Consider the following 13,919-nt stretch of genomic DNA (forward strand, 5'->3'; position numbering starts at 1 on the left):
GGTGTAGCATGAAGAAAAAAATCATCATTGCGTCAGACTCCTATAAAGGAAGTGCTTCGACTTTTGAAGTAGAAGCATCTATTGAAGAAGGAATCAAACGAGTGGAGAAACAAGCAGATGTACTCAAGATCCCGATTGCAGATGGTGGAGAAGGTACTGTTGATGCAATCATTGAGGGGTGCGGTGGAGAATATCGATACATCACAGTGACTGGACCGTATCAGCAAATGGTTCAAGCAAAATTTGGGTTGATTGATACCGAGCGTGCCGTGATCGAAATGGCTCAAGCTTCCGGTTTGATGCTTGTTGGAACCAATCAGATGAATCCGATGGAAGCAACATCTTATGGAACAGGCGAGCTCATCAATGAAGTACTAGCCCATGGTGTAAAAGAAATTTATATCGGTATTGGTGGAAGTGCAACGAACGACGGCGGAGTGGGTATGGCTCAAGCTTTGGGAGTGTCTTTTAAAGATGCCGATGGAAAAGAGATAGCGCTTGGCGCGAAAGAAGTCGCAATGATTGATTCCATTGATATATCTAATATTAATCCAAGGTTGAAAGAGACTGTTTTTTACATTTTATCTGATGTTTCCAACCCTCTATGTGGGCAAAACGGCGCTTCTTTTATTTATGGGAAACAAAAAGGAGCTTCTGGAGCGCAAGTGTTAAAATTAGATGAAGCACTCTGTCATTATGGTCAAAAGATCCAAGAAACGTTAGGGATAACCGTTCTAGAAATGGAAGGTGCAGGTGCGGCAGGTGGTTTAGGAGCAGGTCTGTTGGCGTTCTGCGATGCAGAAATGTGTCAAGGAATCTCGAAAATCCTTGAACTTTTAAAGCTTGAAGAATACATGAAAAAGGCAGATGTTGTCATTACAGGTGAGGGGAGAATGGACGGTCAATCTTTGAATGGAAAAGCACCAGTTGGGATTGCTATTCTAGCCAAAAAATATGATATTCCTGTTATAGCTATCGTCGGTAGTGCCTCGGCTAATCTTTCGACCATTTATGAAACTGGTATCGACTATGTACTTGATATCATCAATGAACCGATGGAACTTTCTTATGCGATGGAACAGGTAGAGCGATTGCTTGTTTGTGCAGGAGAACAAGCGATGCGACTGATACAGTTAGGTGAGAAAATAAGAAGATAAAAACACACGGTCCCTTCATGGCGACCGTGCATTTTTGGTTTTTATTAAATATTTAATACTTTATTCAAGAAATCTTTTGTCCGTTCATTTTGCGGATTTTCAAAGATTTGTTGAGGCGTTCCATCTTCTAAAAAGTTACCGTCGTCAATGAACATGACGCGATTGGCTACTTCTTTAGCGAACCCCATTTCGTGCGTAACGATAACCATCGTCATACCTTGTTCTGCCAATTTTTTCATGACGTTCAAGACATCACCGACCATTTCAGGGTCGAGTGCAGAAGTAGGCTCATCAAAAAGCATGATGTCAGGATTCATCGCTAGAGCACGAGCGATAGCTACACGCTGTTTTTGTCCACCGGAAAGCATTTCAGGATACATATCTTTTTTATCTTCTAGACCAACTGTCTGTAGCAATTTGATTGCTTTTTTCTCTGCTTCTTCTCTGGATTCTTTCTTCAGATCCATCGGTGCTAAAATGATGTTTTCCAAAATAGAAAGATGAGGGAATAGGTTAAAGTGCTGGAATACCATTCCGATATGTTGTCTCACCAAGTTGATATCTGTGCTTTTATCCATCAAGTGGGCGCCGTCAATAATGATCTCACCGTTAGAAGGTTCTTCTAAACGATTCAAGCAACGTAAGAATGTACTTTTTCCTGAACCTGAAGGGCCGATGATACAGACGACATCTCCTTCGTTGATGGATACGTTGATGTCGTTTAATACTGTGTTATCGCCGTATTTTTTGACTAGATGCTCAACTAAGATTTTTTCTGCCATCTTACTTCACCTTCTTTTCTAAAACTTTCGCTAATTTTGTCAATGCTGTAATCAAAATCAAGTACATGATCGCGATGATCAAATAAACATACGTACTTTGTGTCGTACGTGCAACGATGATTTTACCAGTTTGTAGCAATTCGACTACACCAATTGCGGAAATGATCGTTGTATCTTTCAATGAGATAACGAACTGATTCACGAATGATGGAATCATGATGCGTATCGCTTGTGGTAAAATGATTTTTTGCATCGTCCGATTATAAGAAAGACCCAAACTTCTAGAAGCTTCCATTTGTCCGACAGGAACGGCATTGATTCCGCCTCGAACAATCTCTGCGATATAAGCACTTGCGTTAAGAGTCAAGGTGATAACACCAGCGATGAAGTCGGGGATCGTAAATCCAACGATACCAGGCAATCCAAAGAAAATAAAGAATGCAAGAACCATCATCGGAATCCCACGGATGATATCGACATAAATGCTAGCAACCGTGCGAAGCGCGCGTATTGGTGCTACACTGAATAATCCAAAAATCACACCGATTACTATAGCCAAAGCGAAGGAGATCAAAGTCAAGAGAATCGTTCGCCAAAGTCCTTTTAACAATGCTTGATAGTTGTTTTGGATAAGTCCAAGAAATGTCGATTCATCAGCTGCGGAAGAATCACTAGAAGATTCTGAACCATCTGCTACATATTCTTTGATGATCTTATCGTACTCGCCTGTTCTTTTTAATTCTTTCAATCCTTCATTGAACATATTAAGAAGTTCAGGGTTTTGCCCTTTTTTGACGGCAAATGCATACTTTCCGCCAGATTCTTTTTCAATTGGTGTTTCCAATTCTTGTCCTTGTTTGATCGCATAACCAATTACTGGATAATCATCCATCATGGCATCAATTGCGCCAACTTTCAACCCGTCATACAATTGATCTGCAGCATCAAAATATTTGATAGAATAGCCGTATTCAGATTCATGATCGCTTAAAAATTCTGCACTTTCGGTTCCAACTTTTGCTCCGACTGTTTTTCCTTTCAAATCTTCATAAGACTTGATCGAAGTGTCGCCTTTTTTGACAGCTAATTGAATTCCGCTGTCAAAGTAAGAATCAGAAAAATCGTAGCTTTTCTTTCTTTCGTCCGTTACCGTCATTCCGGCAATCATCCCGTCTGCTTGTCCTGATTCTAAAGCTTGCAAAGCAGCGGAGAATCCACGATAGTCCATTCGGATGTTGAATCCTTGCAGTTTGGCGATGCTTTCCATCAATTTTACATCGATGCCCTCGTACTCGCCGTTTGCGTTTTGAAATTCAAATGGAGCAAAAGCAGAGTCGCTAGCAATTACGTATACGTCTTTTTTGGGCTCTATTTTTTGCATTGTCTCGCTTGTGCTTGACTCTGCCGTTGTAGTGTTGTCAGCTTGTGCAACATGACCAAACGCAAGTGTCACAAGTCCTGTCATTAAGAAAACAAATGAGTGAAATAAATGCTTTCTTTTCATAATCAACCTCCTAAATTTCCAATATTTTATTATTATAGGCGAAAAGTGCTGAATCAGACAAGACTGTAGGCTCGAAAAAATGAAAAAAATGCGAGTTTCTAACATTATATGTTATAAAACATAACATGGAGAATGAGAGAAAAAAGTGGCGAAAGTATGTTCGGTGTGGTATAATTTTTTAGTAAGGAATGCCTTTGCTTTCCTTTTCTTTTTATTGGTCGTAAAATGAAAAGGAATGAATGAAAAGGAGGACAAAGAATGATTGAAAGAGATACCTCCCGACGCTTTGAGCTTGTCTCGAAATACCAACCGGCTGGTGATCAGCCTGAAGCGATTAACCAATTAGTGGATGGCGTAGTCGGCGGGAAAAAAGCACAAATTTTATTAGGTGCGACTGGAACAGGGAAAACATATACGATTTCCAATCTTATTGAGAAAGTGAATAAACCAACACTGATTATTGCCCATAACAAAACATTGGCTGGTCAGCTGTACGGGGAATTCAAGGAATTTTTCCCTAACAATGCTGTTGAATATTTTGTTTCTTATTATGATTATTATCAGCCTGAAGCTTATGTGCCTTCAAGCGATACGTATATCGAAAAAGATTCAAGTGTAAATGATGAGATCGATAAATTACGACATTCGGCTACTAGTTCATTATTAGAAAGAAATGATGTGATCGTCATTGCATCCGTTTCATGTATTTTTGGATTAGGTTCGCCTTTTGAGTATCAAAAACAAGTCGTTTCGATTCGACAAGGAGCAGAATTAGATCGCAACCAGTTGATTCGTGACTTAGTCAGTATCCAGTTCGAAAGAAATGATATAGATTTTCAGCGCGGTCGTTTTCGAGTGCGTGGTGATGTCGTGGAGATTTTCCCGGCTTCAAGAGATGAACGTGCCTTAAGAGTGGAGTTTTTTGGAGATGAAGTCGAACGTATCCGAGAAGTCAATGCGCTGACAGGTGAAGTTTTAGGAGAAACGGAACATGTAGCAATCTTCCCGGCAACTCACTTTGTGACGAATGACGAACATATGGAGCATGCCGTAGCGAATATCAAAGCAGAATTAGAGCAGCGTTTAGCTGTTTTACGAAATGAAAACAAACTTCTAGAAGCTCAACGTTTAGAACAGCGAACCAATTATGATATTGAAATGATGTTAGAAATGGGCTACACTTCAGGAATCGAAAATTATTCTCGGCATATGGACGGACGTAAAGAAGGCGAACCGCCTTATACGCTATTGGATTTCTTTCCTGAAGATTTTTTGATCGTGGCTGACGAATCGCACGTGACCATGCCTCAAATCAGAGGAATGTATAATGGCGACCGAGCGAGAAAACAGATGCTAGTAGATTACGGTTTCCGTTTGCCATCTGCTTTAGACAATCGACCGCTTCGTCTAGAAGAATTTGAAAAACATGTCAATCAGATCATTTATGTCTCTGCGACACCAGGACCATATGAATATGAACAAACTGATACCGTTATCCAACAAATCATCCGTCCGACAGGGCTGCTTGATCCAGTAATCGAAGTCCGTCCAATCATGGGACAAATCGATGATCTAGTAGGCGAAATAAATGAACGGGTCGAAAAAGATCAACGGGTATTTGTAACGACACTGACGAAAAAAATGGCAGAAGACCTCACAGATTATTTCAAAGAATTAGGAATCAAAGTCAAATATCTGCATAGTGATATCAAAACGTTGGAACGAACAGAGATCATTCGAGATCTACGATTAGGCGAATTTGATGTGTTAGTCGGAATCAATTTGCTTCGTGAGGGATTAGATGTACCTGAAGTTTCTCTTGTTGCTATCTTGGATGCAGATAAAGAAGGTTTTTTACGTAGCGAACGTTCCTTAGTCCAAACGATTGGGCGAGCTGCTCGTAATGAAGAAGGGAAAGTAATCATGTACGCAGACAAGGTGACGGATTCTATGCGTTTAGCGATGGATGAAACGTCAAGACGTCGTACGATTCAGCAGAAGTACAATGAAGAACATGGGATCGTTCCAAAAACGATCATTAAAGAAATCCGAGATTTGATTTCTATTACGAAAGAATCGGAAGATGATACAAAAGAAGCGGTACAAGTGTCGTATGAAGAAATGACGAAGGAAGAAAAAGACACGTTATTGATGAAATTAGAAAAAGAAATGAAAGATGCGGCAAAAGCTTTGGATTTTGAAACAGCCGCTAATGTACGAGATATGATTTTAGAATTAAAAGCTTCGAAGTAGGAGGACAACATGGCTAACGATAAAATTACGATTCATGGTGCACGTGCCCATAACTTGAAAAATATAGATGTCACGATTCCACGAGACAAATTCGTGGTCGTTACAGGTTTGTCCGGTTCTGGAAAGAGTTCCTTAGCATTTGATACACTGTATGCAGAAGGACAGCGGAGATACGTAGAAAGTCTTTCTGCGTATGCCCGCCAGTTTTTAGGTCAAATGGATAAACCAGATGTAGACAGCATCGACGGATTGAGTCCGGCGATTTCTATTGATCAGAAAACAACAAGTAAAAACCCTCGTTCGACAGTAGGTACTGTGACGGAAATCAATGACTATTTACGCTTGTTGTTTGCTCGTGTAGGACATCCGATTTGTCCCAACGATCATATCGAGATTACCAGTCAATCAGTAGATCAAATGGCCGATCAAGTAATGGCTTTACCTGAGCGCACAAAGATTCAAGTAATGGCACCAATCGTGGTAAAGAAAAAAGGTCAACACAAAAAAATATTCGAACGAATTCAAAAAGAGGGATACGTCCGCGTTCGAGTCGATGGCGAAATCTATGATTTAAGTGAAGTACCTGAGCTGGAGAAAAACAAAAAACACGATATCGCAATCGTCATCGACCGGATCATTGTGAAAGAAGGAATTCGTTCTCGTCTATTTGATTCTTTAGAGGCAGCCTTGCGACTGGCAGACGGCTATGCTTTGGTTGACGTGATTGGCGAAGAAGAAATGTTGTTTAGCGAACACTATGCTTGTCCTTATTGCGGATTTACTGTTGGTGAACTAGAACCAAGACTGTTCTCCTTCAATGCGCCTTTTGGAGCTTGTCCAGACTGTGACGGTTTAGGCGTCAAATTAGAAGTCGATCAAGATTTAGTCATTCCAGATAGAACGAAGACGCTTAGTCAAGGTGCAATCGTTCCATGGAACCCAATCAGCTCTCAATATTATCCTCAAATGTTAGCGCAGGCTTGCGAAAGTTTCGGTATCGATTTGGATACACCATTCGAAGAATTACCGGAAGAACATCAGGAGATCATCTTAAATGGAACAGATGAACTTTTCCATTTCCATTATGAAAATGATTTTGGTGGCGTTCGCGATGTAGAAACAACTTTCGAAGGAGTATTGAAAAATATCGAACGTCGTTATCATGATACGAACAGTGATTTCACGCGTGAGCAAATGCGTCTTTATATGACCGAATTGACTTGTCAAACGTGTAAAGGTTATCGTTTGAATCCTCAAGCATTATCTGTTCAAATCAATGGAACGAATATTGGGCAAACAAATGAATTGTCTATCCAAAAAGCAGTAGACTTCTTCTCAAACCTTACATTATCTGAACAAGAAAAAGTGATTGCCAAACCGATTTTAAAAGAAGTAAATGACAGACTTTCATTCTTAGAAAATGTCGGATTAGACTATCTAACCTTGAGTCGTGCTTCGGGAACGTTATCTGGAGGAGAAGCACAGCGAATCAGATTGGCTACGCAAATTGGATCGAATCTTTCTGGAGTTCTGTATATTTTAGATGAACCATCGATCGGATTACATCAACGCGATAATGATCGACTGATTGGCTCATTGAAGAAAATGCGTGATCTTGGCAATACACTCGTTGTGGTCGAACATGATGAAGATACGATGTGGGCAGCAGATTATCTGATTGACGTCGGACCTGGAGCAGGGGAACAAGGCGGACAAATCGTTGCTGCAGGTACTCCTGAAGAAGTAGCTAATGACGAAAATTCTTTGACAGGGAAATATCTTTCAGGGAAAAAATCGATCCCGGTGCCAAAAGAACGCCGTAAAGGTAATGGGAAAGCAATCAAGATTACTGGTGCTTCAGAAAACAATCTGAAAAATATCAGTGTCGAATTTCCTTTAGGAGAATTTGTAGCAGTAACAGGTGTGTCTGGTTCTGGAAAGAGTACATTGGTCAATAGTATCTTAAAGAAATCATTAGCGCAGAAATTAAATAAGAATTCTGCCAAGCCAGGTAAATTCAAGACAATTTCCGGCTACGAAAGTATCGAAAAGATCATCGACATCGATCAAAGCCCAATCGGACGGACGCCGAGAAGTAATCCAGCGACTTATACGAGTGTCTTTGATGATATCCGTGGGTTATTTGCTCAAACAAACGAGGCAAAAATGCGGGGATATAAGAAAGGTCGTTTTAGTTTCAACGTAAAAGGCGGTCGTTGTGAAGCGTGTCGCGGGGATGGGATTATTAAGATCGAAATGCACTTTTTGCCTGATGTCTATGTTCCTTGTGAAGTATGTCATGGCAAACGATATAACTCTGAAACATTAGAAGTGCATTACAAAGGAAAAAGCATTGCAGATGTTTTGGAAATGACGGTAGAAGATGCTGTAGAATTCTTCAAGCATATTCCAAAGATTCATCGCAAACTGCAAACGATCGTTGATGTTGGCTTAGGGTATGTGACGATGGGACAACCAGCAACGACATTGTCCGGTGGCGAGGCGCAACGGATGAAACTTGCCAGTGAATTACACAAAATCTCTAATGGAAAGAATTTCTATATATTAGATGAACCAACGACTGGTCTTCATAGCGACGATATCGCCCGTTTGCTGCAAGTGTTACAAAGGTTAGTAGACGCTGGTAATACAGTTTTAGTGATCGAACACAATCTAGATGTAATCAAAACAGCCGATCATATCATTGATTTAGGACCAGAAGGCGGAGAAGGCGGAGGAACGATCCTTGCGACTGGAACTCCAGAAGAAATCATTGATGTAAAAGAAAGCTATACAGGTCACTATTTGAAAAAAATAATGGTATAAAGAAGATAGATCGCTGAGATAGTTAAAAAAACATAAAAAAATGAATTTGTGCTTGTTTTCTTAATACTAGTGTTCTAGAATCATTACATGGTAGTTCTTTCTACACTGATTGGTATAGATAAAAACTTCCTATAAGTTCAATCCGTTCAAAAAAGAATTGAGCAATCGGAGGAGTTTCCTTTGATTGCTTTTTTCTTTATGGTATGATATTCCTTGTGTAGTTAGAAAAGAAAAACAAGAGATTATGAGTAAGTGAGAGATAATGATGAACAGTATTGAAAATGAAGAATTTATCCCTATATTATTAGGAAGCGACATGAACGTTTATGGTATGGCACGTTCTTTTAACGAAGCATACGGCAAAGTCTGCCAAGCATATGCTTCTGATCAATTAGCCCCTACCCGCTACAGTAAAATCGTCAATGTAGAAGTCATTCCAGGATTTGATAAAGACCCTGTATTTATCGAGACGATGCTTCGTTTGGCAAAAGAAAGATATTCTGATAAGAGTAAAAAATATCTTTTGATCGCTTGTGGTGATGGGTATGCAGAATTGATCTCTCAACATAAGCAAGAGCTGTCAGAATATTTTATCTGTCCGTATATTGATTATTCTTTATTTGAAAGACTGATCAATAAAGTAAGCTTTTATGAAGTTTGTGAAGAATATGATCTTCCGTATCCTAAAACATTGATCGTCAGAGAAGAAATGTTAGTAAATGGACGCTTAGAACAGGAATTGCCTTTTGAATTCCCGGTTGCCTTGAAACCCGCAAACAGTGTGGAGTACCTTTCTGTTCAATTTGAAGGAAGAAAAAAAGCGTTTATTCTAGAAACGAGAGAAGAGTTTGATTTGATTTTAGGTCGGATCTATGAAGCCGGTTATACTAGTGAAATGATCGTACAAGATTTTATCCCGGGTGATGATAGTAATATGCGTGTGCTAAATGCGTATGTAGATGAAGATCATCAAGTTCGGATGATGTGTCTTGGTCATCCACTTTTAGAAGATCCTACACCAGCATCGATTGGAAATTACGTTGTGATCATGCCAGATTATAACGAAAAAATCTATCAAACCATTAAAGCATTTTTGGAAAAAATCGAATATACCGGCTTTGCCAATTTCGATATGAAGTATGATTCTAGAGATGGAGAATATAAATTATTTGAAATCAATTTGAGACAAGGACGTAGCAGTTTCTTTGTGACATTGAACGGCTTGAATCTGGCTCGTTTCGTCACAGAAGATCGAGTGTTCAACAAACCCTTTGTTGAAACGACCTATGGAACGAATCAATCAGATAAAGCAAGATTATGGATGGGTGTGCCCAAAAAAATCTTTTTAGAATATGCTCGGGAAAATGAAGACAAAAAACTAGCTGAGCAAATGATCAAAGAAAATCGTTACGGCACTACTGTATTTTATGAAAAAGATCGGTCAATCAAGCGCTGGATGTTGATGAAATATATGTTCCATAACTATATTCCAAGATTCAAAAAGTATTTTCATGTGAAAGAAGGCTAGTTCATGGAGAATTTTTTCAGTATTTTAGGCGGAATGGGCACGATGGCAACAGAAAGTTTTGTTCGCTTGATCAACCACCGAACGAAAGCTACAAAAGATCAAGAATATTTGAATTATGTCTTATTCAATCATGCAACAGTTCCTGATCGTACAGCTTATATTTTAGATCGATCAGAAGAAAATCCAGTGCCGTTTCTGCTGGACGATATTGAGAAACAAAATTTATTGCGACCAAACTTCATTGTGTTGACTTGTAACACAGCACATTACTTTTTTGAAGAATTACAAGCGGCAACGGATATTCCTATTCTGCATATGCCAAGAGAAGCAGCAAATGAACTTGTCCGTCAGCATACGACAGGGAGAGTAGCGATTCTAGGAACAGAAGGAAGTATGAAAGCTGGAATCTATGAACGCGAAGTCAAAAATCTTGGATTCGAAACAGTGATTCCTGATACTGCGCTTCAAGAAAAAATCAATTATTTGATCTATCATGAAATCAAAGAGTCAGATCACTTGAATCAAGAACTCTACTATGAGATTTTGGAGGAAGCGGTAGAGCGATTAAACTGTGAAAAAGTTATTCTAGGTTGCACGGAATTATCTTTGATGCATGAATTTGCTGAAGATAATCATTACCCAGTGATCGATGCTCAATCTATTTTAGCGGATCGGACGATCGAACGTGCATTAGCTGAAAGAAACGAAGCATTAGATACAGTATCTGAAAAGTAGAAAAATCTTGGATTTGGGGCAAATATCCTAAAAGATATTTGGTCCAAATCTTTTTGTAAAAGAGAAAGAAAGCTGGTAATGATACGCCCGGAATGATATAATTTTATTATGTACAATGTGAGAGGGGTTCGTAAATATGACAGATAATTTGCAATTAGTCATCATAACAGGTATGAGCGGTGCAGGAAAAACAGTAGCTATCCAAAGTTTTGAGGATATGGGCTATTTTTGTATCGATAATATGCCACCTCGATTGATTCCAAAATTCTGGGAATTGATCAAAGAATCAGGTAAAGTCACAAAAATGGCTTTAGGAGTAGATTTACGTTCTCGTTCCTTCTTTGAAGAAATTCAAAACATGCTGATTGAAATCGAAAATACGAACTTCATCGACACTTCTATCTTGTTTTTAGATGCTTCGGACGAAGAACTAGTTGCTCGTTACAAAGAAACAAGACGAGCGCATCCGATGGCAATGGACGGTTTGATCACTGAAGGAATCCGTAAAGAGCGGGCAATATTAGACGACTTGAAAGCACAAGCTTCCGTGATCATTGACACCACGACATTGACACCACGACAATTACGCGAAAAAATCAACGAGTCTTTCAAGTCAAAGGGAGACCAAGGATTTCGAATCGAATTTGTATCATTTGGCTTTAAATATGGGTTGCCGATTGACTCTGATATCGTGATGGATGTACGTTTTTTGCCAAATCCTCATTATATTCCAGAACTAAGACCACTAACTGGTAAAGACCAGCCAGTCTATGATTATGTGATGTCCTTTGATGAAACACAATCTTTCTATCATAAATTTTTGGATCTTCTGGAAACCGTATTGCCTGGATATATCAAAGAAGGAAAAAGCAGCTTGACAGTTGCAATCGGCTGTACAGGCGGCCAACACCGTTCTGTGGCGTTGACTGAACGTTTGGCAAATGCTTTAGGAAAAACATATAAAGTCAATGTGACACATCGGGACAAGGATAAAAGGAAAGAGACGGTGAACCGGTCGTGAAAATGAAAACCTACCGGATAAGAAAACCAAAGATCGTAGTGGTCGGCGGTGGCACGGGTCTGCCGGTTATCCTAAAAAGTTTACGAAATCAGGGAGCAGATATCACGGCGGTAGTAACTGTTGCGGATGATGGTGGAAGCAGCGGCGCAATCAGAGAATCGATCGCTATGGCTCCTCCTGGTGACTTGAGAAATGTCTTAGTAGCGTTATCAGATATGCCGCAATTCTATGAAGATATTTTCCAATATCGTTTTAAAAAAGAAGATCAGTTCTTAGCCAATCATACGATCGGTAACCTGATTATTGCTGCAGTTTCCGAAATGCGAGGAAGCACATATGAAGCGATTCAATTATTAGCGAAAATGATGCATGTAGATGGACACGTCTATCCTTCTTCAGAAACGCCTTTGACCTTGCATGCCGTCTTTAAAGACGGAACGACTGCAGTAGGAGAATCTAAAATCGCGATTGATCGCAAAACGATCGATCATGTCTATGTTTGCAACACGAATGATAAAAGTGAAGCTAAAGCGGCACGAAAAGTCGTTTCAGCAATTATGGATGCCGACATGGTCGTTTTGGGTCCCGGCAGTTTATTCACTAGCATCCTTCCCAATTTAGTGATACCAGAAATTGGCGAAGCTATGATTAATACAACTGCTGAAACCGTGTATATCTGTAATATCATGACCCAAAAAGGGGAAACTGAACACTTCACCGATGCCGATCATATACGTGTCTTACACAAGCATTTGAAACAGCCTTTTATCGACACGGTACTAGTCAATACGGAAAAAGTACCAGAAGATTATATGGACCCGGAAATCTATGATGAGTACTTAGTACAAGTCGCACATGATTTCCATGGATTGAGAAATGAAGGCTGTCGAGTGATTTCTACCGACTTTTTAGAATTGAAAGACGGTGGTGTCTTCCATGATGGAGACAAAGTGGTAGAAGAATTATTCCGATTAGTTTTCGGTTCAAAATATTAAGCAATTTATTGTTGGAGAAAGGAGGAGAATAGGATGTCATTTGCTGCAGATGTGAAGAAAGAACTAACTGGTTTGGAAGTTCATCGAGAACATGCGAAAGCAGAATTAGCTGCTTTGTTGCGAATGAACGGCTCTTTAGGTATTATGAACCAGCAGTTTATTTTGAACGTCCAAACAGAAAATGCTGCAATTGCCAGACGTATCTATTCTCTTTTGAAAGATCATTATCAGGTACGAAGTGAGCTACTCGTTCGTAAAAAAATGAAATTAAAAAAGAACAATGTCTATATCGTCCGCTTGAAGCAAGGCACAAAAGATGTGTTGATGGATCTTGATATTATGGATGGTATGATGTTCAATGGACACGTTTCGGACGAGATTATGGGGAATTCGCAAAAAATGCGTTCGTATTTACGTGGGGCTTTTATGGCCTCGGGTTCAGTCAATAATCCAGAAACAAGCCGTTACCATTTAGAGATATTTTCCATTTATGAACAGCACAACCAAGACATTTGCGATATGTTGAATTATTACGGACTGCATGCTCGAACGCTTGAACGACGCAATGGCTATATTTCCTATTTAAAAGGTGCAGAAAAGATTGCTGATTTCTTGACACTGATTGGTGCAACTAATTCGATGCTTCGATTTGAAGACGTGCGGATCGTACGGGATATGAGAAATTCGGTCAATCGCCTAGTTAATTGTGAGACAGCAAATTTGAATAAGACGATTGATGCGGCTTCTAAACAAATTGAAAACATCGAATTGATCGAAGCAAAGGTCGGTCTGCATGCCCTTCCTGAAAAACTTCAGGAAATTGCTGAACTCCGGCTTCAGCATCCAGAAGTCAGTTTGAAAGAGTTAGGGGAAATGATTCCCTCAGGTACGATATCCAAATCGGGAATCAATCACCGTATACGCAAAATCAATGAATTTGCGGAAAAACTACGTGAAGAAGCAGTGTAATCCAATGTAAAAACTGATACATGAAGCAGAGGTGCGGATGTATCAGTTTTTTTTATTTAACAAAATATCACTTGCTTTTCTTTTCTTCTTCTGTCAAACTATAAATCCCTATTACTGCCCGTTGTTCGCCATAGATTTGTTTAAAAATC

Annotated in this window: 10 protein-coding genes; 8 read left to right on the forward strand and 2 right to left on the reverse strand. The window is 39.6% G+C overall.

Annotation, left to right across the window (positions count from 1 at the left end):
* Window positions 1-8 precede the first annotated feature (8 nt).
* Window positions 9-1,157 carry a glycerate kinase gene (locus tag AC1F25_RS02985; RefSeq protein ID WP_479994235.1) on the forward strand — a complete coding sequence of 383 codons (1,149 nt, stop codon included), beginning with the start codon at window positions 9-11 and terminating at the stop codon, window positions 1,155-1,157.
* Window positions 1,158-1,201: 44 nt separating this feature from the next.
* On the opposite strand, the gene AC1F25_RS02990 is transcribed toward AC1F25_RS02985, so the two are convergent.
* Both AC1F25_RS02990 and AC1F25_RS02995 read right to left on the reverse strand, forming a co-directional pair.
* Entirely contained in the window at window positions 1,202-1,939 is a 738-nt protein-coding gene (locus AC1F25_RS02990) for an amino acid ABC transporter ATP-binding protein (protein WP_119364942.1), read from the reverse strand.
* A gap of 1 nt (window position 1,940) precedes the next feature.
* The gene (locus tag AC1F25_RS02995; RefSeq protein ID WP_002292110.1) at window positions 1,941-3,443 is read right to left on the reverse strand and encodes an amino acid ABC transporter substrate-binding protein/permease; all 1,503 of its coding nucleotides are present in this window, start codon (window positions 3,441-3,443) and stop codon (window positions 1,941-1,943) included.
* Window positions 3,444-3,701: 258 nt separating this feature from the next.
* Here AC1F25_RS02995 and uvrB point away from each other — a divergent pair, with 258 nt between their 5' ends.
* From uvrB to whiA, 7 genes are all read left to right on the forward strand, one after another.
* Window positions 3,702-5,696 carry an excinuclease ABC subunit UvrB gene (uvrB, locus tag AC1F25_RS03000; protein WP_002292109.1) on the forward strand — a complete coding sequence of 665 codons (1,995 nt, stop codon included), beginning with the start codon at window positions 3,702-3,704 and terminating at the stop codon, window positions 5,694-5,696.
* Between the two features lie 9 nt (window positions 5,697-5,705).
* Window positions 5,706-8,522 carry an excinuclease ABC subunit UvrA gene (gene uvrA / locus AC1F25_RS03005; protein WP_002313677.1) on the forward strand — a complete coding sequence of 939 codons (2,817 nt, stop codon included), beginning with the start codon at window positions 5,706-5,708 and terminating at the stop codon, window positions 8,520-8,522.
* Window positions 8,523-8,784: 262 nt separating this feature from the next.
* Window positions 8,785-10,050, forward strand: a complete 1,266-nt coding sequence (locus AC1F25_RS03010; RefSeq protein WP_119364943.1) for a D-aspartate ligase — start codon at window positions 8,785-8,787, stop codon at window positions 10,048-10,050.
* 3 nt (window positions 10,051-10,053) lie between these two features.
* On the forward strand, window positions 10,054-10,785 hold the full coding sequence (locus AC1F25_RS03015) for an aspartate racemase (RefSeq protein ID WP_002292103.1): 732 nt from the start codon (window positions 10,054-10,056) through the stop codon (window positions 10,783-10,785).
* Between the two features lie 136 nt (window positions 10,786-10,921).
* Window positions 10,922-11,806: an RNase adapter RapZ gene (gene rapZ / locus AC1F25_RS03020; RefSeq protein WP_002292102.1), complete on the forward strand. Its 885-nt coding sequence runs from the start codon at window positions 10,922-10,924 to the stop codon at window positions 11,804-11,806.
* Entirely contained in the window at window positions 11,803-12,801 is a 999-nt protein-coding gene (locus AC1F25_RS03025) for a gluconeogenesis factor YvcK family protein (protein WP_002316327.1), read from the forward strand. Before rapZ ends, AC1F25_RS03025 begins: the two co-directional genes overlap by 4 nt.
* Before the next feature lie 33 nt (window positions 12,802-12,834).
* A complete protein-coding gene (gene whiA, locus AC1F25_RS03030; protein WP_479994236.1) occupies window positions 12,835-13,770 on the forward strand; it encodes a DNA-binding protein WhiA in 936 nt (311 codons plus the stop codon).
* The last annotated feature ends 149 nt before the right edge of the window (window positions 13,771-13,919 follow it).

Source organism: Enterococcus sp. M-BR2 (genome assembly GCF_056612775.1).

Bases quoted from the DNA above. Each gene is read 5' to 3' on its own strand.
- AC1F25_RS02985 (WP_479994235.1), top strand. From the start codon at position 9: ATGAAGAAAAAAATCATCATTGCGTCAGACTCCTATAAAGGAAGTGCT.
- rapZ (WP_002292102.1), top strand. From the start codon at position 10,922: ATGACAGATAATTTGCAATTAGTCATCATAACAGGTATGAGCGGTGCA.
- whiA (WP_479994236.1), top strand. From the start codon at position 12,835: ATGTCATTTGCTGCAGATGTGAAGAAAGAACTAACTGGTTTGGAAGTT.
- uvrA (WP_002313677.1), top strand. From the start codon at position 5,706: ATGGCTAACGATAAAATTACGATTCATGGTGCACGTGCCCATAACTTG.
- AC1F25_RS03010 (WP_119364943.1), top strand. From the start codon at position 8,785: ATGATGAACAGTATTGAAAATGAAGAATTTATCCCTATATTATTAGGA.
- uvrB (WP_002292109.1), top strand. From the start codon at position 3,702: ATGATTGAAAGAGATACCTCCCGACGCTTTGAGCTTGTCTCGAAATAC.
- AC1F25_RS03015 (WP_002292103.1), top strand. From the start codon at position 10,054: ATGGAGAATTTTTTCAGTATTTTAGGCGGAATGGGCACGATGGCAACA.
- AC1F25_RS02995 (WP_002292110.1), bottom strand. From the start codon at position 3,443: ATGAAAAGAAAGCATTTATTTCACTCATTTGTTTTCTTAATGACAGGA.
- AC1F25_RS02990 (WP_119364942.1), bottom strand. From the start codon at position 1,939: ATGGCAGAAAAAATCTTAGTTGAGCATCTAGTCAAAAAATACGGCGAT.